This is a genomic window from Streptomyces bathyalis (assembly GCF_015910445.1).
In the GTDB taxonomy this organism is placed as follows: Bacteria; Actinomycetota; Actinomycetes; order Streptomycetales; family Streptomycetaceae; genus Streptomyces; species Streptomyces bathyalis.
In genome coordinates this window covers 4,665,042-4,686,397 of the sequence record NZ_CP048882.1, presented here as the reverse complement: position 1 = coordinate 4,686,397, position 21,356 = coordinate 4,665,042, and the positions used below count along the sequence as shown (strand labels likewise).

Here is a 21,356-nt window from a genome sequence, read left to right as displayed (position 1 = left end):
CTCTGAGCTCTGAGCTCTGAGCTCTGAGCTCTGAGCTCTGAGCTCTGAGCTCTGAGGCCCGGCGTACCGCTCGGTTCCGTCGCCCAGGTCTCAGCGCTCGGCGCGCGGCTCCGCTCCCTGGAGGCCGGCCCTCACTCGCGGCGGCTCCACCTGGGCCCCACCGTGGCCCACTCGCGTTCCCAGGCCTTGTAGCGCGCCGCGTCCATACGCCTGCGCACCACCCAGCAGCCGCTTCCCACCGCGAAACACGTGGCCACGGCGATGGCACCGCCGGCGGCACCGCCCTGGACGGTCACCTCGGCGGGGCCGGGGGGCGGCTGGTGCGGCATGCCCTGACGGTCGAGCCACAGCGGTATGTGCGTGCCCTCCCGGGTTCCGGCCTCCACGGGCGCCCGGCCCGAGCGGGTGTGGCCGTCGGCTGTCCTCCACTCGACCTTCGTGAGCACCGTGGGGTCGTCGGAGACGGTCGCGATGCCGTCCGTCGAGGGAGCGTCCTCGCGCAGCACTGCGGACGTGCGGTGAAGGCCCGGCTGCTCGCTGAGGTTGCCGGCGACCGCGTCCGAGGTGAGCGCCCCGGTGAGCGGCGCGCACACCGCCATGATCACTCCGGCTGCGACGCCCGCCCATGCCTCGGCACGGTCGGAGCGGCGCCTGAGCGGGTTCTTCCGCCAGCGCCACAGCCATCTCCTCGCCCTCATGCGGCGACTCCCCTCGCGGCGGCAAAGCGGACACGGGAGCGAGGTGATCTGCCGCGCGTCGCCTAAGGGGGCCGGAAGGTCCACCGATGCTGGTACGAGTGGCCCTCTCCGCCGCCCGCTCGGGTCCGTTCGGCCCTATTCGGCCGGTCCCCGGCAGGGCGAGGATGCGGAGAACGGCATCCGCCAGGGGAAGGGGTGCGACATGAGCGAACTGCGGACGTACTCCGAGCAGAACCCCATCAGGGTCCTCCTTCTCGACGACCACGAAGTGGTACGGCGCGGGGTGCACGACCTACTGGAGTCCGAATCCGACATCGAGGTCATCGGCGAGGCCGCCACCGCCGAGCAGGCCCTGGCCCGCGGCCCGGCGCTCCGCCCGCACGTGGCCGTACTCGACGTGCGGCTGCCGGACGGCGACGGCGTGACCGTCTGCCGCGAGCTGCGCTCACGCATGCCCGAGCTGGCGTGCCTGATGCTGACGTCGTTCGACGACGACGACGCGCTGCTGGACGCGATCATGGCGGGCGCCTCGGGCTATGTGCTCAAGCAGATCAACGGCTCGGACCTCGTCTCGGCCGTACGAACGGTCGCGGCCGGCCAGTCCATGCTCGACCCGGCGACGACGGCCCGGCTCATGGGCAGCCTGCGCGGTCCGGACGCCCGCGAGGAAGAGCACCCGGAGGACGCCTTCGCGGGCCTCTCCCCTCGGGAGCGGGACATCCTGGAACTGATCGGCGAGGGGATGACCAACCAGGAGATCGGCAAGCGGCTCTTCCTGTCCGAGAAGACGGTGAAGAACCACATCTCGCGGCTCCTGGCGAAGCTCGGGGTGGAGCGCCGGGTGCAGGCGGCCGTGATGGCGACGCAGGTGCAGGCACAGGAGAAGGAGAGGCACCGCCGTCACTGAGTGACCGGGCGAGGGCGTTCACCGGGCGAGGGCGGTCACCGGGCGACACTGGTCACCGGGCGCCATGCGCGGCCCGTGGTCCGCCGCCGGACCTGATCCCGGTGTGAACCGACCGCTCAGATCCCGAGCCCGGCGCGAGCCGGCCGCCGGATCAGATCCTCGTGCCCGCGCCGTTCAGCGGGACACGCCAGATCAGCCTCGTACCGCCGCCGGAAGGTGCGCCGAGGCGCAGCTCCCCGCCGAGCCGCTCCGCCCGCTCCGAGAGGTTCTGCAGCCCGCTGTGGTGACTGCCCTCCGGAATCCCGGAGCCGTCGTCGACGACGCTGAGCGTGAACGCCTCCCCCGTCGTCTCCGCCGCGACCTCCACGCTGGTGGCCCCGGCATGCCGTGCGACGTTCGACAGGGCCTCCCGCAGCACCGCCACCGCCTCGTCCGCGACCGAACCGGGCACGTCGGTGTCGAGCAGGCCGCCCATACGGAGCATCGGCGTGAAGCCCAGGGCCGACGCGACATCCTGCACCGCCTGGGTGACGCGGCTGCGCAGCCCGTCACCGCCCCCCGGTTCGTTCTCGTGCGCGCGCAGGCCGAAGATCGTCGAGCGGATGATCTTGATCGTGGCGTCGAGATCCTCGACGGCCCTCAGCAGGCGCTCGCGTGCCTTCGGGTGGTCGACGAAACGCGTGGCGCTCTGCAGGGTCATGCCCGTCGCGAACAGCCGCTGGATCGCCAGATCGTGCAGGTCACGGGCGATGCGGTCGCGCTCCTCGAGCAGCGTGATCTGTTCGGCGTCCCGGCGCCGCTCAGCGAGCTCCATCGCGATCGCGGCCTGCGCGGCGAAGGCGCTCAGCGGCGCGATCTGTGGCTCCGCGAAGGGCTGGCCCTGCTTGGCCCGGGCGAGCAGCAGCACCCCCCTGGGCACGTCCTCGGCAACCATCGGCACCGCCACGGCAGGCCCGAGGCCCGCCCAGCGAGGCGGCCCGACCGTGATGCGCGGATCGTGTTCCACGTCGGCGCTCGTGATCCCCTCGCCCGCCTTGACGGCGGCTCCGGCGAAGGAGCCCTCGCGGGGCAGCAGCAACCCCCTGTGCTGTTCGGCGTCGGTGCCCGCCGCGACCGCCATGCGGAAGGACTCACCGCCGTCCTCCGGCAGCGCCAGCACACCGAGGTCGGCGGAGAGGATCGTGCGGGCCAGTTCCACGATCAGCGCGAGGACGCGCCGCTCCCCCACTCCGGACAGGAGGGCCCTTGTGACCTCGGCGTTCGCCTCCATCCAGCGCTGGCGGTAGCGGGCCTCCTCGTAGAGCCGGGCGTTCTCGATCGCGACGCCCGCCGACGCGGCCAGGGTCGACAGGACGGTCTCGTCCTCACTGTCGAACTCCTTGCCCTCCCGCTTCTCAGCCAGATAGAGGTCGCCGAACACCTCGTCGCGAACCCAGATGGGGACCCCGAGGAAGGAACGCATCGGGGGATGGTTCGGCGGAAAGCCCTCCGAGGACGGATGCCGGCTCAGGTCGGGAAGCCGCAGCGGCACCGGGTTCCGTATCAGTTCGCCCAGCAGCCCGCGTCCCTTCGGGAGGACGCCGATGGCCTGGGCCTGCTCCTCGGTCACACCCACGGGTATGAACTGGGAGAGCTTTCCGTCCTCCCCGATCACTCCGAGCGCGCCGTACTCGGCGTCGACGAGCAGCATGGCGGCCTCGGTGATGCGCTTCAGCACCTCGGAGAGTTCGAGTTCGCGGCCCACGGAGAGAACGGCGTCGAGCAGGCCGTGGATGCGGTCCCGCGTGCCGCGTACGGCGTCGATGCGGACCTGGAGTTCCTCCAGCAGGTCGTCGAGCTGCATACGGGACAGATGGCCGGGGCCGTCGCCGTCCGTGTGATGCACAGTGCCCCTCATCACCCCTCCGCACGGATAGGGGGATTTGTCCGTTTCTCTAGTCCAAACAGTAGCTCTGAAGGGGCCGAACGGCACTGGCGCGGGCCGGCCGGCAGCCGCCGGACGGCCCGCGCGGACGGGACGACCGGCGGTGCACCGGGGTTCCTCCGCCCCTCCCCCGCACACCGGGCCCGGTCCGACACTGAAGCGTGAGGGGGCTTGGAGGTTGGGCAGATGCCGTACCGCACAGTCGGCGAGCTGATGGCCACACCGGGTCTCGGCGTGCCCCGGAGCACCGCCGCCGACGAAGTCAGCGGGCTGCTGGACGAGCACGCCATCTCCGCCGTGCCGGTCGTCGACGACGGCGGCTCCCCGGTCGGCGTCGTCTCGCGGGGAGATCTGCACAAGCGCCTGCGTCGCGTCCGGTCCGCGGACGAGTCCGGTCCGTACGCTCCGCACGGCCTCGGCCGCCGGCCCGGCGTCATCACCGCGGACGACGTGATGACGAGCCCCGCGGTCACGGCCCGGCCCGGCTGGACCGTCTCACAGGCCGCCCGCACCATGGACCGCCGGCGCGTCAAACGGCTGCCCGTCGTCGACGAGGTGACGGACAAGCTCGTCGGCTTCCTCAGCAGAGGCGACCTCCTGCGGGTCTTCGTCCGTACGGACCCCGCCGTCAGGCAGGAGATCGCGGGCGACGTGCTCAAGGGCACGCTCGGCATCGGTCCCACCCAGGTCACCGTCACCGTGTCCGAGGGCCGGGTCACGCTCCAGGGCATCGTCGAGAGCAGATCCCTGCTGCCGGTCGTGGACCGGCTGACGCGGGGCGTGGACGGCGTCGTCGACGTCCGCAACCATCTGGCGTGCCTCGACGACGCATCGCCGGGCGTGACGTCCGCCGCCTGTCCGCCGGGGTGAGCGCGAGCGCGCCCGCCGGAGTGGGCGCGCCCGCCTGGAGCTTCGGCGGCGAGGCGTCCGCCCCGAGAAGTCCCCTGGCTCTCGGCTAGGGCCGTTCCCCCACGCCTGTGCGCAGCTCCCGCAGCCGGCCTCCGGGCAGCCGCCGCGTCAGCGTGGGTGTGGCCAGTCCGGACACGTTCCGCAGCCCCTTGAGGAACGCCGCGACCGCCTCGTCCGCCGTCCACCGCGGTGACCAGCCGAGTTCCTGCCTCGCCCGCCCGGCGTCCATCAACGGGAGCCTCAGCACCGCGTCGAAGAGATGCGGGGACGCGGGCAGCAGATGGGAGTGCCAGCTCGCCGCGAGCGCCGTACGCACCGGACGCAGCGGCATCCGCACGACACGGGCCCCGAGCAGTCCTGCCAGGACCTCGGCGTCGACCACCGGGTCGGCGGCGAGATTGAAGGCACCACGTGCGGTGCCGGTGGCAGCGGCGCGGTAGGCCTCGGCCGCGTCGTCCGTGTGCAGCGTCTGCATGCGCAGACCGGGGAGGTCGGGCACGAGCGGCACGAGTCCAGGCCGCACGAGCCGCTGCGGCAGGAACGGGCCCGCGAACAGTCGCCGCTGCTCGGTCGCAGCCTCCTCCTTGAAGAGGAACCCCGGCCGCATGCGCACCACGCGCATGTCGGGGTGCTCGCGCTCGAAGCCGTCCAGAGCGCGCTCCAGATATGCCTTCTCCAGGCAGTACGCGGCCTCCGGCCAGCCGTGCGTCGGCCAGCTCTCGTCCACCTGACGGTCCTTGGGTCCCGGCGAGTACGCGCCGACGGACGATGCGTGCACCAGGGCCGGCACCCCGGCGTCCGCCACCGCGTCGAAGACGCGAAGGCTGCCGAGGACGTTCGTGCGCCAGGTCCTGGCCGGACTGTGCGTGGGCTGGAAGAGCCACGCGAGGTGGATGACGGCGTCCGCGCCGCGGAAGAGCCGCACCAGCCCGTCCGTCCGCCCGTCCCGCTGGGCATCCTCACGCTCGATGTCGGCGGAGACCCACGTCGTCTTCGGCGGCGACCATGCCGGGAGGCGACGCGCGATGCCGAGCACGGAGCCGACCTGCGGATCGTTCGCGAGGGCGCGCACCACGCTCGTGCCGACGTTGCCCGTCGCGCCCACGACGGCGACGCGCAGCCCGGCACCCCTCGTGCCGTCCGTTCCTCCGGCGGGAATTTCAGCCTCAGAAGCCACTCCGATACCTCCCGGTTCTCGTGCGTTCCGGCTTGTTCCGGCCCGGCCGCTGTCCTGTCGTCCTGGCCGGGGTCACGCTCAGCCCCGTGCCCGCCCCGAGGGCAGCACGTCGCGGATGCCCGGCGGCAGAACGTCCGCCAGCTTGATCATCAGTTCCGGTGCGACGGCCGCGTCCAGCACCTCGAGCACGGCGGATGCCCGTCGGAGGGCCTCCTCCTCGGACGTCTCCGCGCGCCATGCCACGCGGCCCGCGAAGACCGGCAGGTCGAAACGCTCTCCGCTGACCCGGCCCTCGGCACGCTCATGGGGAGAGGTCTCGTGCACGGCGACGATCCGGCGCAGCGACTCGGCGGCTTCGTGCGGCAGCTGCGCGGCGAGGTGGTCGGCGACGCCGTCGGGCACCCGCTCCGCGACCGTCTCGAGCGTCGCGCGCACGGCCTGCTCCGCTGCCTGCCTGCTCCCGAGGTCCGCGCGCGCCTGCACCTGCCCGGTGAAGTCCTCGTAGCGCATCGCTCCTGCCATCCCCTCCGGGTCCGGTCGGCGGTCCGTGCGCACGCCCAGCCCGCACGTACGTTCCTTCGGTGCCGGGTGACCGCGAGATCCCGTCCGACACACCGGCCGGCCCGCAACCCCTCGCGGGTAGGGGTCACGCCCGGCCCGGGGACCGCCTGATGCCCGCGAGCATCTGCTCCCGCGCCCTCCGCCCCTCGGTGACGGGCCACAGCGGATAGGCGTGCACCTGCCCCGCCTCCTCGTGCAGCTCGACGGAGACCCCCGCGGCCGCCGCCCGGTCCCGGAAGCGCCGGGCATCGGAAAGGAGGATGTCCCGGGTGCCGGTGAACACCTGTACCGGTGGAAGCCCGGTCATGCTCCCGTTCAGGGGGCTGACCGACGGGTCGGAGAGGGGCAGGGCCCCCGCCCACAACGCACCCGCCCAGCGCAACGGTTCCACGGCGAGCATCGGGTCGTGCGGCTGGATCTCGTCCAGCAAGGGGTCGTCGAGTACGGCGTCCAGCCAGGGTGAGATGAGCACCAGCCGGTCGGCCGTCGTCTCCCCCTCGTCCCGGAGGCGTTGGGCGACGGCCAGGGAGAGCGCACCGCCCGCCGAGTCACCGGCGAATACGACGGGCAGGCACGACCCGGACTTCAACTCCCGTGCGAGGGCCGTCAGTCGGGGCAGCACCGTCTGCGCGGTACCGGCGGGCGCGAGCGGATAGACGGGCACCACTGCGCGGGCCGGCACATCGACGGCCAGCTCCTTGACCAGCGCCCAGTGGTTGAAGCCGACCTCCTCGACGTAGGCACCGCCGTGGAGATACAGCACCTGGGCGACGGGGGTGCGCCCGCGTGGGGCGATCTCGTAGCACGGCCAGCCGTGCTCGAAGGAGAGGGTGACCGTGCAGGACTTCTGCAGCTTCTTGGGCGGCCCGAAATGGGCGGGCCTGGTCCGTTGCCGCTCGACCTTCCGGCGCACCTCGTCCAGGTCGCGGTAGCCGAGCCTGTTTCCGACCGCGGCTATGCCCCATCCCAAGAGACGGCTGCTCACGCTCGGCACGTCGTCACCCCAATCGGCGGACTCCACGAAGGCTTGCTCAAGTACCCCCACAACTGTGCTCGACCCCGTCCGGCAAACGTACGGATCCTGCGGAGGTCAGGTCGCGCGGAACCTCGAGCCGCGGACGGCTCCCCGCGCCCGGGCTGCGCCTGACGGGCGCTCAGCCGCTGCCGTGTACCCCCGCCAACGCGCTCGCACCTCTCTGTGATCGAGCTCGCGCCGCCCGCGAACAGCCCACTTACGGGTGAAATGCCCCGTTCAGGTGCGGCGGACGGTACGAACGTCCTGCGACCGGCGGCACACCAAGAGCCGCCGGCTCCCGTCCTCCCTCGGGGACGGGCAGTCACCGGAAGGGCCGTGCCATGCCTGTACTGACCGAACCCCCGCCGCGGACGGGGCCCCGCCGCCACAGGCCGGGATCGGTGCTGGTCACTTGGCTCTCGACGACGGACCACAAGAAGATCGGCGCCCTCTACATGGTGAGCGGCTTCGCCTTCTTCCTCCTCGGCGGCCTGCTGGCGATGGCCATGAGGGCCGAACTCGCCCGCCCGGGAATGCAGTTGATCTCCGCCGAGCAGTACAACCAGGCGTTCACGATGCACGGCACGATCATGATGCTCTTCTTCGCCACACCGCTCTTCGCGGGCTTCGCCAACGCGATCATGCCGCTGCAGATCGGATCGCCGGACGTGGCGTTCCCCCGTCTGAACATGCTGTCGTACTGGCTCTATCTCTTCGGCGGTCTCATCTCCGTCATCGGCTTCCTCACGCCCAGCGGGGCCGCCGACTTCGGATGGTTCGCCTACACGCCGCTCTCCGACGGCGACCACACCCCGGGCCTGGGCGGAGACCTGTGGGTGATGGGGCTGGCCCTCTCCGGATTCGGCACGATCCTCGGCGCGGTCAACTTCATCACCACGATCATCTGCATGCGGGCACCGGGGATGACGATGTTCCGGATGCCGATCTTCACCTGGAACATCCTGCTGACGAGCGTGCTGGTGCTCCTGGCCTTCCCCGTGCTGGCCGCCGCCCTCTTCGCGCTGGAGGCCGACCGCAAGTTCGGCGCGCACATCTACGACGCCGGCAACGGCGGGGCCTTGCTGTGGCAGCACCTGTTCTGGTTCTTCGGGCATCCGGAGGTCTACATCATCGCGCTGCCGTTCTTCGGCATCGTGACCGAGATCCTGCCCGTCTTCAGCCGCAAGCCGATCTTCGGGTACGTCGGCCTCGTCGGGGCCACCATCGCCATCACCGGCCTGTCCGTCACCGTCTGGGCGCACCACATGTTCGCGACCGGGGCCGTGCTGCTGCCGTTCTTCTCCTTCATGTCGTTCCTGATCGCGGTGCCGACCGGCGTGAAGTTCTTCAACTGGATCGGCACCATGTGGCGGGGGTCGCTGTCGTTCGAGACCCCGATGCTGTGGGCCGTCGGCTTCCTCGTGACGTTCCTCTTCGGCGGCCTGACGGGTGTTCTGCTCGCGTCCCCGCCGATGGACTTCCCCGTCACCGACAGCTATTTCGTCGTGGCCCACTTCCACTACGTCGTCTTCGGCACCGTCGTCTTCGCGATGTTCGCCGGCTTCTACTTCTGGTGGCCCAAGTTCACGGGACGGATGCTCGACGAGACCCTCGGCAAGGTCCACTTCTGGACGCTGTTCACCGGCTTCCACGCCACGTTCCTCGTCCACCACTGGCTCGGTGCCGAGGGGATGCCGCGCCGCTACGCCGACTATCTGGCGGCCGACGGATACACGGCCCTGAACACGGTCTCCACGATCGGCGCCTTCGTCCTCGGACTGTCGACGCTGCCCTTCCTCTACAACGTGTGGAGGACGGCCGTCTCCGCGCCGAACGTCGAGGGGTTCGACCCCTGGGGATACGGGCGCTCCCTGGAGTGGGCCACGTCCTGCCCTCCGCCGCGGCACAACTTCGGGGAGCTGCCGCGCATCCGCTCCGAGTCGCCGGCCTTCGACCTGCACCACCCGGAGAACGCCGACGAGAGCCCCGGGTGAAGCGGCGGAGGACCCGCGGAGGCACCTGACGGCACCGAGTTGCGGCCCCCACCGCCCCGCCACATCGTGAACCTCATGACGACCACCGCGCGCCCGCGGCTGATCAACGAGCTTCCGCCCGAGGCCGGCGACCGGCTCATGCGGCTGGCCGCGCACGTGCAGTTCCCGGGCGGCACGCGCATCTTCGAGGAGGGCCGCCCGGCGGACCGGTTCTGGATCATCCGCGGCGGCTCCGTCACCCTCGACATCCACGTCCCCGGGCGCCATGCGGCGACTGTGGACACACTCGGCCCGGACGATCTGCTCGGGTGGTCGTGGCTCTTCCCGCCGTACGTGTGGCACCTGGGTGCCACCGCACTCGCACCGGTGCGGGCGCTGGAGTTCGACGCGAGAGAAGTACGAAGGCTGTGCGAGGAGGACGCGGAACTCGGGCGGGCGCTCTACCTCCAGACCGCCGAGAACATCGCGCGACGCCTGCACGCCGCCCGCACCAGACTGCTCGACCTCTACGGGCCGCAGGGCAGCGGTCCCGGCCGCTGACCCGGCTCCGGGGCCGGGACCGAAGGAGACGCCCCGGGGACGAGTGCGCGACGCGCGAGGCGGACCCGGTGGAGCCCGGTGACCGGAGTCAGCCGAGCCTGCTGCCGCCGCCCACCGTCGTCACGAGCGAGGAACGGTTCGCCCGGTAGACCTGCTCCCCCTTGACCGCGATCTTGAGCGCACCCGTCTCGGCGGCGCCCGCGAAGACCTCGTACGCCTCCTCGATCGCCCCGAGCTCGAAGACGTGCGTGACCATCGACGACGTCGGCAGCCGGCCAGCGGCGAGCATGCTCAGCAGCATCGGTGTCGACGAGGTATCGACCAGACCCATCCGTATCGTCAGGTCCTTGATCCACAGATCCTCCAGGTGCAGCGCCGCCGGCTTGCCGTGCACTCCGACGTTGGCGACGTGGCCGCCGGGCCGCACCATGCGCGTGCACATCTCGAACGTCTCCGGGGCTCCCACGGCCTCGATCGTGACGTCCGCGCCGAGACCGTGCGTCAGGTCGTCGACGAGCTGTTCCGGCTCGTCGGAGGCGAGCACCTTCGCGTCCGCACCGAAACGGCCCGCGGCCTCCAGCCGCTCCGAGGTCAGATCGACGGCGACGACCCTGTCCGGCGAGTAGAGCCGTGCCGTGGCGATCGCGGCCAGCCCGACCGGACCCGCCCCCACCACGACGACGGTGTCTCCGGGCCGCACCTGCCCGTTGAGCACACCCACCTCGTATCCGGTGGGGAAGACGTCCGCGAAGAGAATCGCGTCCTGGCTGTCGATCCCGCCCTGCAGCAGGTGCAGCGAGTGGTCCGCGAACGGCACGCGCACGTACTCGGCCTGTGTGCCGTCGATGTGGTGCCCGAGGATCCATCCGCCGCCTCCACGGCACTGCCCGTACGAGACCTCGCGGCAGTACCGGCAGCGGCCGCACGCGGTGATGCACGAGATCAGGACCCGGTCGCCGGGACGGACCGTCCGTACGTCGCGTCCGGCCTCGACCACCTCGCCCACCGCCTCGTGGCCCAGGACCGTGCCGGGCTCCACGTCGGGCACGTCGCCGCTCAGGATGTGCAGATCGGTGCCGCAGACGGTGGTGGTCTCCACCCGTACGACGACGTCCTGGGAGTCGTGGATGTCCGGGTCGGCCACCCTCTCCCAGGCGGCCCTGCCGGGCTCATGAAAGACCAGCGCCTTCATGGTCGATCTCCTCCCGTGTCCCGTCGGGCGACGACCCCGCGCCACGGAGAGTCCGTGCGGGGACCCTGCCCCCAGCCTGGTCTGCGGCTCGCGGCACCCGCATGGGCCACCCGGCCCATGCACAGAGGCCGAGAGGCCCGGCGCAGCGCCCGCACAGGGACCTTCGGCCCCTTCCTCAGGCCTCCCGGCCCCTCGGTCGCGGGGCGCGGGCGCAGGACTCTTTGACTGAGAGCACATGTGTCGTGCCCGTCCCGGGAGGAGACGCCATGTTCCAGTCCGTCACGGTGGGTCTGGACGGTACGCGCGAGAGCCTGGCCGCCGTCGACTGGGCGGCGCGGGAAGCGCTGGGACGCGGCGTCACGCTCAACATCGTCCAGGTCCGTGAGACCGGCGCCTATCCGTACTCGCCCATCGCCGACGACGAGGTCGAACGGGAATGGGCACAGTCGATCACGAACGAAGCTCTCGACGATCTCAACAGCCGCATGCCCGAGCTGGCCGTCACGGTCGACATGGTCTCCGGCCGTCCCGCGCACGTGCTCGCCGACGCGTCCGCCGAGACCGACCTGCTCGTACTGGGCTCGCGCGGCCTCAGCACCGTCCTCGGGTTCATCGTCGGCTCGACCGCGCTGCCCGTCGTCGCGCACACGGTGTGCCCCGTCGTCCTCGTCCGCGCCCGTCCCCAGGGGCCGGACGAGAAGCCCGCGTACGCGGGACTCCTCGAGCCCGACCCCTACCCGGCGTCCGAGACCCCGGGCGGGGACGTCGTGCTCGGGCTCGACCTGGGCCGTCCCTCCGACGAGCTCATCGCCTTCGCGTTCGACACCGCGGCACGGCACTCGGCGCAGCTGCGCGTCCTGCACGCCTGGGACCTCCCCCCGACCTACGGGATGCGGCCCCTGCCCGTACCGCCCGCGATGACCAACGAGCTGCTCGCCGCCCAGAACCAGGCACTCACAGCCGCGCTGCGCCCCTGGCAGGACGCGCAGCCCGACGTCAAGGTGCAGGCCGAAGCCGTCATCGGGCAGCCGGCCCGGTTGCTGGTGGAGGCGGCGGCGCAGGCGTCGATGCTGCTCGTCGGCCGGCGAAACCGCCGCTCCCGGCTCGGCACTCACGTGGGGACCGTCGCCCACGCCGTCATGCACCACGCACGTACGCCGGTCGCGGTCGTACCCCACGACTGACACGGGCCCGTCCGGCGCCGCCGGACGGGTCGCTTCCAGGAGGTGCCACCAGATGTCCGAGGCGAGGAAGACGGACCTGTACGAGCTGACGATGGCCATGGCCTACATACACGAAGGGATGACAGCGCCCGCGACCTTCAGCCTCTTCGTGCGTGACCTGCCGCCCGAGCGCGGCTTCCTGGTCGCCGCCGGGCTCGAACCCGCGCTCGACTACCTCTCGGACTTCCGCATCGGCCCCGGCGACCTCGACGCCTTCGCCAACGCGCTCGGCCGCCCCACCCGTGAGCTGGTGCCGCTGCTCGGCATGTCCTTCGACGGCGAGGTGCGCGCCGTCCCCGAGGGCACCGTCGTCTTCGCGAACGAGCCGCTGCTGGAGGTCACCGCGCCGCTCCCGGTCGCACAGCTCGTCGAGACGTACCTGCTCAATCTGCTCAGCCACCAGACGGCCGTCGCGTCCAAGTCGGCGAGGTGCGTGCTCGCCGCCGGAGGCCGCCCCGTCATGGACTTCGCGATGCGCAGGACCCACGGCCTCGAGGCCGGCAACGCCGCCGCCCGGCTCGGCAGCCTCGTCGGCTTCTCCGGGACGAGCAACGTGGATGCGGCGGCCACACTCGGACTGCCCGCGATCGGCACGATGGCCCACTCCTACATCGAGGCGTTCCACTCGGAGGAGAGCGCCTTCCACGCCTTCGCCCGCGCCCACCCGGAGCGGCCCCTCACGTTCCTCGTCGACACCTACGACACGGACGGCGGCACCCGCAGCGCGGCGCGCGTCATCAAGTCCCGCGGGCTGGGCGCCGATTCGGCGATCCGGCTGGACAGCGGCGACCTCGCCGACCAGGCCGTCCGGGCGCGCCGCATCCTCGACTCCGCGGGCCTGACGGACGTACTGATCGTGGCGAGCGGAGGACTCGACGAGTACCGCGTCGACCGGCTCGTGCGGGAAGGCGCGCCCATCGACGTGTACGCCGTCGGCACCCGGGTCGGCGTCTCCGCGGACGCGCCCTATCTCGACTCCGCGTACAAAATGGTCGCCTACGACGGCCGGCCCGTCATGAAACTCTCCTCGGCGAAGACCACCGCACCCGGCCAGAAGCAGATCTTCCGCAGCCACGGCTGCTCGGACGTCATCGCCCTCCGGCAGGAGCGGGCCGCGTCCGACGTACGGCCCCTGATGCGTCCGGTGATGCGGAACGGACAGCGCGTCACAGACGCACCGCCGCTCAGCGAGGCCCAGGAGCGCTTCGCCGCCGAGGTCTCCCAACTGCCGCCCGAGGCACGGCGGATCACCGGTCCGCTGCCTCTCCGTCCCGGATTCTCCGACCAGTTGAAGGCGCTGACCAGCCAGGTCCGCCGCCGCATCGCAAGCGAAATCCTCGCCCCGGAACGGGTCTGAACTCCCCGCCCGGGGCCCGGCGTCAAGGAGGTCACCATGCCGAACACACGCGAATGGAACGTACGGATATTCCTCTACGAGGACGAAGGCACCACCACCGCACGCGCGGTCCTCGACACCGGCGAGACGACGCTCACCGGCAGAGGGGTCGCCCGCTGCAACCCCGAGGACGTGGACATCCCCGAGATCGGCGACGAGCTCGCCGCCAGCCGCGCCATGGCCGAACTCGGCCGCCAGATGATGCGCGCCGCCGACCGCGACCTGCAGGGCGTCGGCGCGGGGCCGCTGCCGCCGAAGGCGCGGGCGGCGTTCGGGTGGCCGGATGTGACGCTGTGACGCTTGGCCGCTGTGGCGGGCTCGGCCACTGTGGCGGCGGAATGGGCGCTGTGACGGGCGGACTGCGGGTCGGTGCTGTAACGCGGATCGGCGCTGTGACGCTCGGCCGCTGTGGCGGCGGATCGGCGCTGTGACGGGCGGACTGCGGGTCGGTGCTGTGACGGCGGGATCGGCGCTGTGACGGGCCGACTGCGGGTCGGTGCCGGCACGGTGCGACGAGAGTGCAGGTGAGTGATGGCACCACGGTCTGGCGGGGCGACGTGGGTGGCGCGGGCTACGGGAGGGGAACGAGCCGCGAGTTGAGGGGTGCGGCTGGAGGGGTGCGGCCATGAGTCTGGACGGTGTGGGTCGGGACGGTCGTGGGCCGAGAGCTTGGCCGTCGCGGAGGACGAGGTCGCCGTCGCCCGTACCTCCTCCAAGTCACCCTCGACGCCTCCCTATTGGCGGTCGGCCACCGCATCAGAGGCTCCTCTCCCCCACTCCCTGCGCCCTGTGGCGGTGATCCCTCGTGTGTGACGGAAGGAAGCGGGCCGGGAGCATTCACCACGACCGTGCCAGCCCCCACTGTGAGCGAGGCACTCCCCCGATCAGCTAACCTGTCTGGGCCGCCTCCGTAGCTCAGGGGATAGAGCACCGCTCTCCTAAAGCGGGTGTCGCAGGTTCGAATCCTGCCGGGGGCACCAGCGAAAAGGCCCCGGACCGATCATGGTCCGGGGCCTTTTGACATCCAGGTCTGACATCAACGGCGACGGTCAATCACGGTTAATCCGCCTCTTGAGCAGCCGGTCCATGTGACTGATGGCTTCGCGCTGAGTGTCCTGCACAACGTGCGTGTACACGTCCATCGTGATGCTGATCTGGCTGTGGCCGAGGATCTCCATCACGACGCGAGGAGCTACCCCGGCAGCGACAAGCAGCGTGGCACAGCCATGCCGGGCATCGTGCAGACGGATCACCCGCAGCTTGGCATCCTGAGCGACACGAGTGAACGAGCGGTAGACGTTGCGCGGCTCGACCGGACGGCCGGTACGCGTGGTGAAGACATAACCGGACTCCTGCCAACGCTCCCCCGCCTTGCCACGGATCTCGGCCTGCCGCATGCGGTGCCAGCGCAGCGGAGCCACGCACATGGTCGGGAGCGGCACAGCGCGGCGACGGCGCCCCTTGGGATCATCGTCATACAGCACACCACGCCGACGCTGAACCTGCTGTCGTACGTAGAGAACTCGGTTTTCGAGGTCCACATCAGTCCAGCGGAGGCCGATGATCTCGCCACGACGCAGGCCCATGGTGATGGCCAGGACGAACGCGGCATACAGCGGATCTCTGCGAGCTGCGGCGAGGAAGCTCAGCGTTTCATCGAGCGTCCAAGGATTCAGGTCACGTGAGGCCACACGCGGCGGCTCCACGAGGCTGGCCACGTTGCGCGTGATCAACTCCTCACGGCAGGCAGCAGTCAGAGCAGTACGAAGGACACGGTGTCCTTCCTTGGCCGTCGCGACGGTGGTCTGCTTTTCCAGACGGGTGAGGAAGCGCCGGACGTCGGCAACTGCCAGGGATTCCAGGCGCTTGGCCCCGAGCATCGGCACCAGGTGCAGCCGAACGTGAGCCTCGTACTTGTCGTACGTGCTGAGCTTGCGTCGAGTCTTGACGATGTTGTCCAGCCAGTAGGACAGCCAGTCGGCTAGCTTCTCCGAACGCGTGGGAACGGGCACCCCATTGGCGACCTTGTCGAGGAGTGCGCGCCGTTTGGTGTCGCACTCGGTCCAGGTCTTGCCGTAGGCGAACTTCCTGGCACGGGTGCCGTCCGGCTGGAGCACGTAGACAGCGGCCTGATAGCGGCCGTCCTTGCGTTTGGTGATGGTGCCACCGCCGTTGGGGTTGCGCTTGCGCTGACTGGCCATCAGGCAGCCTCCTCCATCTGATCGGCGATGAAGTCGCGTATGGCTGTGTCAGGGATGCGGCGCGAGCGTCCGATGGTGATGGAAGCCAACCGGTGTGTGCGGATGAGGTCGTAGACCGTGGAGCGGCCGACCTTAAGCCTTCGCATGACCTCGGGCACGGTCAGCAGTTCCTCTGTCGCGGTATTCACTGTTCGGCTCCTTTCTGTGCGCGTAGGTCGTGTAGGGCTTCGCGGGCGGTGTCGCGGTTGAGTTGCAAGTCGCGGGCGATGGTGGCGGCGAGGGCGGACTCACCAGGGCTGTGGCCGTTGCCGGCGTATTGCCAGTCGGCGAGGACGAGCACGGTGTCGGGATCGACGTCGTCCAGGCCGAGAACTTCGGCTTGTTCGGCGGCGCGGTAGTCGGCGCGTGCCTGCCGGAGGGCGCCGAGGGTGATGGAGTAGCGGCGGGACTTGGTGGAGAAGTGGCCGCGGAAGCCGAGCATGTGAGCCCACGCCCACAACCGCCGATCCGGATACAGCGGATCGAGTTCCTTGCAGGCTCGGATGAGGCAGCGGGTGTGGTCGGGCACGTCGTGCCGGTCGAGTTCGGCGAGTTCGCCGATGCGACGGTCGAGAGTGCCGGTGTTCTCGGCCGCTTTGGTCGCGTACTTGGCCACGTAGGAGGCCACGGCCTGTTCGGTCAACTCCGAGCCGTCCCCGAAGGCTTTGACCGGGCGCACGTCGAGCTGGTCACCCCAGCGCAGGGTGCGTGAGGGCTCGTCACCGGCCGCGGGGACGGTGATGGTGGTGTAGGAGTGCGCGGCGGCAGCGCGGATCGCGTCCTCGAGCAGCACGGGGCTGGCCCAGTGCGGCGGCGGGGTCTCGGGTCCGTCGGGTCCGTCGATGCGGACGATGACGTGGAAGTGGATCGCGCCGCGCTTCTGGAATTCGGCGACCTTGCCGTAGGAGATACGCGCGGATTCCTTCAACTCGACCTGGGTGACGCCAGCGCGGCCGGCGATCTCCCGGCGGAGGCGGTTGGTGAAGCGCTGCCAGAGCTGGCCGGCGTGGTTGTTGAACAGCACCGCCCCCGCGTAGTCGTAGGAGTCGGGATCTAGCGGTGTGCCGAGGGCGAGATCCTCCTCGCGGTGGCGGGTGCCGCAGCGGCAGGCCCGGTTGCCGGGCTGGTTGTGGACCGAGCCGAAGCTCGGTGCGGTCAGGGTGGCAAAGACCCGCGGATGGTCCCGCACGGTGGCGGGGATTTCCTTGGTGTCGTCTCCGGCGAGGCCGGCGCGGATGAGGTGGTAGGTGTCCGCGGAGTAGGTGCGGGCGCAGGCGGGGCAGCGTGAGGCGCGGCGGTTGCCGCAGGCGACGCGGAGGTGTCCGCCGGGCTCGTCCTCGGTGGAGTAGCGGTACAGGGTCTGGCCGGTGGTCTTGTCTTTGGTGAGGGTCCAGCCGGTGAGGTGGATGGGCTTGGAGCAGCCTCCGGTTCGGCGGATCTGGTCTTCCCAGCGGGCGAAGCCAGGGGACCCGGCCACCCTCAGCGCGTCGCCAAGGGTGATCGGGTCCAGGCCCGCGAAGGTCGCGGTGTCGGTCATGCGGCCACCTCGCGTCGCCGGGAGACGAGGCGAGCGGGCAGGGGCAGGGTGCCGGTGCCGCGGCAGGCGGGGCAGTCGACTCGGAGGGTGACGCGGCTGCCGTCGGTGTGGCGGGTGCCGGTGTCGATGTGGGCAGTTGCCTGGCCGTCGCAGTCGGGGCAGCGGCGTGTGCGGGCAGGGGTGGGCTGGGTCATGATGGTTCTCCTTCTGATCTGCGGATTCGGGAGGGGCTGGACCGTCCGGGCAGCGGCGTTGCTTGCCGGCTTGGCGCTGCCCGGAGGCCGGTCAGTGGCGGGTGTGCTGTTTGAGGAGCGAGCGGAGCACCACGGCACAGATCGCTACGGACCCTGCGGTGATGGCGACGGCCAGCAGCAGGGAGACCAGGACGGTGCCGATGACGAGCACGGCGCCCGCTCCCCCGGCCACCAGGGCGGCGATCGAGCCAGGCGTAAGCCGTGCCTGCGGAGCGGTGGGAGCCGGGGCGGGCACCGGGGCTGACGGCTGATGGGTGTGGATGGCCGTGGGTGTGATCACGGTCGGCCGTGAAGTCGTCACCGGAGCGGGCGGGTTGGGGTACTTGGGACGGAGCATGATCCGGTTCTCCTGTCAGTCGTTGGTGTCGTTGACGATCTGGGTGCCGGTGCGCGTGCCGTCCTCTATCGCCGGGGCGAGAAAGGTGTCGGCGAGCAGGAAGCCGCCCAGGAGCAGGACGATGACGAGCCAGGTCGGGGGGCGGAAGAGCTTGATGCCGAAGTAGCCGACGATTACCAGCAGCAGCACGAGCGGTAGGTGGATGGTCACGGTGGTGGTCTCCTTTCAGCGGATGTGGCAGCGGTGGGTTCGGGCGGCGAGTTGTGCGGCGGAGCGGGAGCCGTAGTCGGCGGACCATCCGCAGCGCTCTGCGGTGCACACCGCGGCGTGGGAGGTCTGGCCGGTGCGGCGGTTGCGGTGGGTGCCGATCTGTACGGGGCCGATGCGCTCGACCGAGTGGAAGAAGTCACGGGCAGGCATGAGCTGGTTGTCCTTTCTGATCAGGCGAGTTGGGCTGCGATGGCGTCCGCCATCGAGGCCGGGACGCCGAGGCGTACGCGCAGGACGTCGGTGCCGATCGGCTCACCCGTCTTGTCGCGGTGAGCGTCGGCGAGCTTGCGTGCGTGGGTGACAAGCGCCGGAGGCACAGCCGGAGCGGCCGAAGGAGACGGCACAGCGGTCGATGGGACTTCGGCCGGCGCCGGTGCGGGAGCGATCTCGGGTGCAGGGTCGCCCGGTTGGGGACGCTCGATGGCCACCACAGCTACGGACTCATCGACCGGTTCGGGTGCGTCGGCTGTGCCGGTGACCAGGCCGTGTACCTGCCGCATGAGGGCGCCGAAGGCGAGGAGGGCAGCGGTCGGGGGGACGGCTGCGACAACGTGATCGAGGCTAAGGGTGTCGGTGCCGACACCGGCGACGTTCAGCGCGATCGAGCCGAGTGAGCCAGCGGCAGTGAGAGCGAAGGCCCAGCCGTCCCAGGCTCCGCGGAGTGCGGCGCGGAACATGAGGACTTCGCCGGCGAGGATGAACAGGTCGATGGTGCCGGGCCAGGCCCATGCGCGTTCCGGGCTCTTGGCCAGGCCGTGTTGCCTGGCCACGTCAGCGAGGTGTGCGTAGGAGAGCCAGAACGCGGCCACGGTCAGGGCGATGATGACGATGCCTGCGGTGAGGATCGCGGCCCGCTCTGCCTGGTTCTTGGTCATCTCGGATCTCCTCCTTTCTGGGGAGCGGGGGCCGGGCGGCAGTTGAGCTGTGTTCTGCCGCCTGGCCGCAAGTGGTCAGTTGGCTTCGCCGGAGCCGAGGCAGGTGAGGCACAGTCCGGTTTGCTGGCCGACCGTGCGTTGTCGCCGACCGACGCGGACGGTCTTGGAGACCTCGCCGGTGCCCTTGCACGTATCGCATTTCTCCGGTGCCTTGGCCCTGGTGGGCTTGCGGGTGGCGGGCATGGTCAGCACCCCGTCTCGCCGGAGCAGGTGGAGCTGTGCTGGCCGGCAGGGAGGGAAGCGGAGAGGGCCAAGCCGACGATGTCGGCGAACTCCTGGTCCGCTCCGGGGCGGTCGGCGTAGGCGGACAGGTCGATCAGCAACAGCACGGTGCGGCGCTGGTCGCAGAGCTGGCACATGGGCTGACCTCTGGTTTCTGGCATGGAAGGGGTAGGGACGTGGCGCGTTGCCGGTGCGCCGGACCGTTGTGGTTGGAGGGGTCAGGCCGCTTCGGTGACCGGCTCGATGGCCGGGGCAGCCTTGAGTTGTGCCAGATCCAGAGCCGGGCGGTAGGCCGACAGCTCAGGCAGGTCAGGGGTCAGATGCGCGTTGCGGTTGCAGGCGTTGACGGCCTGGCGGAGCGTGATGTGCGGCGTGCGGGTCAGTGCCCAGCCGCCGGAGGACTCTGCGATCACGGAGGTGCCGGGCCGGTCGGTGGGGATGTGCACCGCGGCGAGCACGGCATCGGGGGCAATGTCGGCGAAGGCCATCTTGGCGGAGCCTTCGTCGTTGACGCGGTGGGAGACGCGGCCGGTCAACTGCGAGCGCAGCAGCGTGATCCCATCGCCCAGGTCGGAGCCGAAGCGCTGGCCGCAGACCTCCATGAAGATGCCGGCGGCTCGTCCGAGCTGAGCCAGGCGGATCAGCGCAGTGATGATCGCATCCCGTCGCTTCTCCTCCGCCTTGCCGGCATACAGGGCCAGTTCGGCGACCTCGTCCACCAGTAGCACCACCGGGGTGGGCCGAAGGTGTTCCGGCAGTCCCCAGATGTCGGCGGTGATCTCCGCATCGGGCACGTCGGAGCTGATGCGCTGCTCGGACCGGATCACGTCGTAGATGCCGTGCATCCGGGCGATGAGCGCTTCGAGCACACCGAGAGCGTCATCGGGATTGTCGGCCAGAGCGGAGAAGCGACGCGCGAGCGGGTACAGCTCCACGCCCTTCTTGCAGTCGATCCCGACCAACGCCACCTGCTGCGTGGCCAGTTCGGCAACGAGCTTGCGTTGATGGACCGACTTCCCGGACTGGTTCGCGCCGATGTTCAGCTCGTGCGGAACCTGCCGATAGTCGCGGTAGTGGACACTGCCGTCCTCGCACAGCGACACCGGAATCCGCAGGGTCTCCGCCTTGGTGCTGGCCGGCATGTGCACGCGCTTGAGCACGTCGTAGCCGGTCATCCGCAGCTCGACCACACTTGCCTTGACCTCCCGGCACGTCACACCCTGCATGGAGAAGGAGTGCCGAAGCCGGTCCGTCGAAGCGGCGAAGTCGAAGACGTCCTGTCCGGGCCGCAGTTTGAGCCGCAGCACGATCCCGGTACGGGTCACGCGCAAGCGCCTTATCCGCGGAACCCGAGCGGAAGGCACCTCGGTACGGGTCGCCCGTGCGGCCATCATCCGCAGCCGTGAGGGCGGGACCGTCAGCCCGCAGGCTTCCATGACCGAGCTGTAGCGCAGCAGCAGCCGCACCACGGCGATCACGGCACCGAAGGTCAGCCAGTACCAGGCCGGGCGACGCCACTTGAGCAGCAGCGCCAGCCCGCCCACGATCACCACTGTGATCAGGATGCCGGTCATGATCAGGCCGCCTCAGCGTTGCCGGCGTCCGCAGCCAGAGAGGTGACCGCCACGGCGCGGAAGGCGATCCCGTGCCGCTTCTGGCCGTTGAACTCGTTCTCCCACGGCCGGGCAATCAGACCGGTCAGCGCGACCGGAGTACCCATGACCAGCTCACCCGTGATGCCGGTCTCCGGCACGGTCACGGACAGAACCTCAGCGTTGCCGTCCATGGCGAACATGACGTCCACGGTCATCAGCGCGGCACCGGTCTCGGTGTCCATTGCCCGCTCACCGGTACGCCGGTCCTTCAGCTTCGGCTGCGCAGGCTGAGCCACCATCACGGCGGCGGATGTGGTGTCGACGGGGATCTGACGCATGATGGAACTCCCTTTTCGGAGGGGAGCCCCTGGGCGGTGTCGTGATCCTGGCAGAGAGCGCACCGCCCAGAGGCGTTCTTGTAGTGGAGCAG

Annotated in this window: 25 protein-coding genes and 1 tRNA gene; 8 read left to right on the top strand and 18 right to left on the bottom strand. The window is 70.4% G+C overall.

The window, feature by feature from the left end; translation table 11 throughout:
- Positions 1 to 131: 131 nt before the first annotated feature.
- Entirely contained in the window at positions 132 to 698 is a 567-nt protein-coding gene (locus tag G4Z16_RS20395; protein ID WP_197352156.1) for an Rv1733c family protein, read from the bottom strand.
- A 202-nt stretch (positions 699 to 900) separates the two neighbouring features.
- Between G4Z16_RS20395 and G4Z16_RS20390 the strand changes: the two genes are divergently transcribed.
- Positions 901 to 1,605, top strand: coding sequence for a response regulator (locus G4Z16_RS20390; RefSeq protein ID WP_197352155.1), 705 nt, complete (start codon positions 901 to 903; stop codon positions 1,603 to 1,605).
- Positions 1,606 to 1,756: 151 nt separating this feature from the next.
- Here the strand turns inward: G4Z16_RS20390 and G4Z16_RS20385 are convergent, their stop codons facing one another.
- Complete coding sequence (locus G4Z16_RS20385) at positions 1,757 to 3,502, bottom strand: sensor histidine kinase (RefSeq protein ID WP_197352154.1); 1,746 nt, start codon at positions 3,500 to 3,502, stop codon at positions 1,757 to 1,759.
- A 213-nt stretch (positions 3,503 to 3,715) separates the two neighbouring features.
- Between G4Z16_RS20385 and G4Z16_RS20380 the strand changes: the two genes are divergently transcribed.
- Positions 3,716 to 4,399: a CBS domain-containing protein gene (locus G4Z16_RS20380; protein WP_197352153.1), complete on the top strand. Its 684-nt coding sequence runs from the start codon at positions 3,716 to 3,718 to the stop codon at positions 4,397 to 4,399.
- Between the two features lie 85 nt (positions 4,400 to 4,484).
- Here the strand turns inward: G4Z16_RS20380 and G4Z16_RS20375 are convergent, their stop codons facing one another.
- The 3 genes from G4Z16_RS20375 to G4Z16_RS20365 form a co-directional block, all read right to left on the bottom strand.
- Positions 4,485 to 5,615, bottom strand: coding sequence for an NAD-dependent epimerase/dehydratase family protein (locus G4Z16_RS20375; protein ID WP_246530963.1), 1,131 nt, complete (start codon positions 5,613 to 5,615; stop codon positions 4,485 to 4,487).
- 78 nt (positions 5,616 to 5,693) lie between these two features.
- Complete coding sequence (locus G4Z16_RS20370) at positions 5,694 to 6,137, bottom strand: DUF2267 domain-containing protein (protein WP_425508096.1); 444 nt, start codon at positions 6,135 to 6,137, stop codon at positions 5,694 to 5,696.
- A gap of 124 nt (positions 6,138 to 6,261) precedes the next feature.
- A complete protein-coding gene (locus G4Z16_RS20365; protein ID WP_197352152.1) occupies positions 6,262 to 7,161 on the bottom strand; it encodes an alpha/beta hydrolase fold domain-containing protein in 900 nt (299 codons plus the stop codon).
- A 371-nt stretch (positions 7,162 to 7,532) separates the two neighbouring features.
- Here G4Z16_RS20365 and ctaD point away from each other — a divergent pair, with 371 nt between their 5' ends.
- Positions 7,533 to 9,185, top strand: coding sequence for an aa3-type cytochrome oxidase subunit I (gene ctaD, locus G4Z16_RS20360; RefSeq protein ID WP_197352151.1), 1,653 nt, complete (start codon positions 7,533 to 7,535; stop codon positions 9,183 to 9,185).
- A 75-nt stretch (positions 9,186 to 9,260) separates the two neighbouring features.
- Positions 9,261 to 9,725, top strand: coding sequence for a Crp/Fnr family transcriptional regulator (locus tag G4Z16_RS20355; protein ID WP_197352150.1), 465 nt, complete (start codon positions 9,261 to 9,263; stop codon positions 9,723 to 9,725).
- Positions 9,726 to 9,813: 88 nt separating this feature from the next.
- On the opposite strand, the gene G4Z16_RS20350 is transcribed toward G4Z16_RS20355, so the two are convergent.
- Positions 9,814 to 10,917: an alcohol dehydrogenase catalytic domain-containing protein gene (locus tag G4Z16_RS20350; RefSeq protein ID WP_197352149.1), complete on the bottom strand. Its 1,104-nt coding sequence runs from the start codon at positions 10,915 to 10,917 to the stop codon at positions 9,814 to 9,816.
- A gap of 266 nt (positions 10,918 to 11,183) precedes the next feature.
- On the opposite strand from G4Z16_RS20350, the gene G4Z16_RS20345 reads away from it, so the two are divergent.
- The 4 genes from G4Z16_RS20345 (at position 11,184) to G4Z16_RS20330 (ending at position 14,516) form a co-directional block, all read left to right on the top strand.
- A complete protein-coding gene (locus G4Z16_RS20345) occupies positions 11,184 to 12,101 on the top strand; it encodes a universal stress protein (protein ID WP_197352148.1) in 918 nt (305 codons plus the stop codon).
- A gap of 52 nt (positions 12,102 to 12,153) precedes the next feature.
- Entirely contained in the window at positions 12,154 to 13,497 is a 1,344-nt protein-coding gene (locus G4Z16_RS20340; protein ID WP_197352147.1) for a nicotinate phosphoribosyltransferase, read from the top strand.
- Positions 13,498 to 13,533: 36 nt separating this feature from the next.
- Positions 13,534 to 13,833 carry a DUF1876 domain-containing protein gene (locus G4Z16_RS20335; RefSeq protein WP_028437174.1) on the top strand — a complete coding sequence of 100 codons (300 nt, stop codon included), beginning with the start codon at positions 13,534 to 13,536 and terminating at the stop codon, positions 13,831 to 13,833.
- A 607-nt stretch (positions 13,834 to 14,440) separates the two neighbouring features.
- A tRNA-Arg gene (locus tag G4Z16_RS20330) sits at positions 14,441 to 14,516 on the top strand.
- A 69-nt stretch (positions 14,517 to 14,585) separates the two neighbouring features.
- Here G4Z16_RS20330 and G4Z16_RS20325 read toward each other — a convergent pair.
- From G4Z16_RS20325 to G4Z16_RS20270, 12 genes are all read right to left on the bottom strand, one after another.
- Entirely contained in the window at positions 14,586 to 15,737 is a 1,152-nt protein-coding gene (locus G4Z16_RS20325) for a tyrosine-type recombinase/integrase (protein WP_197352146.1), read from the bottom strand.
- Positions 15,737 to 15,925, bottom strand: coding sequence for a helix-turn-helix domain-containing protein (locus G4Z16_RS20320; protein ID WP_197352145.1), 189 nt, complete (start codon positions 15,923 to 15,925; stop codon positions 15,737 to 15,739). The genes G4Z16_RS20325 and G4Z16_RS20320 overlap by 1 nt, the downstream gene beginning before the upstream one ends.
- Complete coding sequence (gene repSA / locus G4Z16_RS20315) at positions 15,922 to 17,313, bottom strand: replication initiator protein RepSA (RefSeq protein WP_197352144.1); 1,392 nt, start codon at positions 17,311 to 17,313, stop codon at positions 15,922 to 15,924. Before repSA ends, G4Z16_RS20320 begins: the two co-directional genes overlap by 4 nt.
- Complete coding sequence (locus G4Z16_RS20310) at positions 17,310 to 17,507, bottom strand: hypothetical protein (RefSeq protein ID WP_197352143.1); 198 nt, start codon at positions 17,505 to 17,507, stop codon at positions 17,310 to 17,312. The genes repSA and G4Z16_RS20310 overlap by 4 nt, the downstream gene beginning before the upstream one ends.
- 91 nt (positions 17,508 to 17,598) lie before the next feature.
- Positions 17,599 to 17,904, bottom strand: coding sequence for a SpdD-like protein (locus tag G4Z16_RS20305; protein ID WP_197352142.1), 306 nt, complete (start codon positions 17,902 to 17,904; stop codon positions 17,599 to 17,601).
- A gap of 15 nt (positions 17,905 to 17,919) precedes the next feature.
- Positions 17,920 to 18,114: a hypothetical protein gene (locus G4Z16_RS20300; RefSeq protein WP_197352141.1), complete on the bottom strand. Its 195-nt coding sequence runs from the start codon at positions 18,112 to 18,114 to the stop codon at positions 17,920 to 17,922.
- Between the two features lie 15 nt (positions 18,115 to 18,129).
- A complete protein-coding gene (locus G4Z16_RS20295; protein WP_197352140.1) occupies positions 18,130 to 18,324 on the bottom strand; it encodes a mobile element transfer protein in 195 nt (64 codons plus the stop codon).
- Between the two features lie 20 nt (positions 18,325 to 18,344).
- Positions 18,345 to 19,049 carry a DUF2637 domain-containing protein gene (locus G4Z16_RS20290; RefSeq protein ID WP_197352139.1) on the bottom strand — a complete coding sequence of 235 codons (705 nt, stop codon included), beginning with the start codon at positions 19,047 to 19,049 and terminating at the stop codon, positions 18,345 to 18,347.
- A 75-nt stretch (positions 19,050 to 19,124) separates the two neighbouring features.
- On the bottom strand, positions 19,125 to 19,292 hold the full coding sequence (locus G4Z16_RS20285) for a hypothetical protein (RefSeq protein WP_197352138.1): 168 nt from the start codon (positions 19,290 to 19,292) through the stop codon (positions 19,125 to 19,127).
- Between the two features lie 2 nt (positions 19,293 to 19,294).
- On the bottom strand, positions 19,295 to 19,492 hold the full coding sequence (locus tag G4Z16_RS20280; protein ID WP_197355074.1) for a hypothetical protein: 198 nt from the start codon (positions 19,490 to 19,492) through the stop codon (positions 19,295 to 19,297).
- Positions 19,493 to 19,549: 57 nt separating this feature from the next.
- On the bottom strand, positions 19,550 to 20,905 hold the full coding sequence (locus tag G4Z16_RS20275) for an FtsK/SpoIIIE domain-containing protein (protein WP_197352137.1): 1,356 nt from the start codon (positions 20,903 to 20,905) through the stop codon (positions 19,550 to 19,552).
- Between the two features lie 2 nt (positions 20,906 to 20,907).
- Positions 20,908 to 21,264: an SCO3933 family regulatory protein gene (locus G4Z16_RS20270; RefSeq protein ID WP_197352136.1), complete on the bottom strand. Its 357-nt coding sequence runs from the start codon at positions 21,262 to 21,264 to the stop codon at positions 20,908 to 20,910.
- Positions 21,265 to 21,356 lie beyond the last annotated feature (92 nt).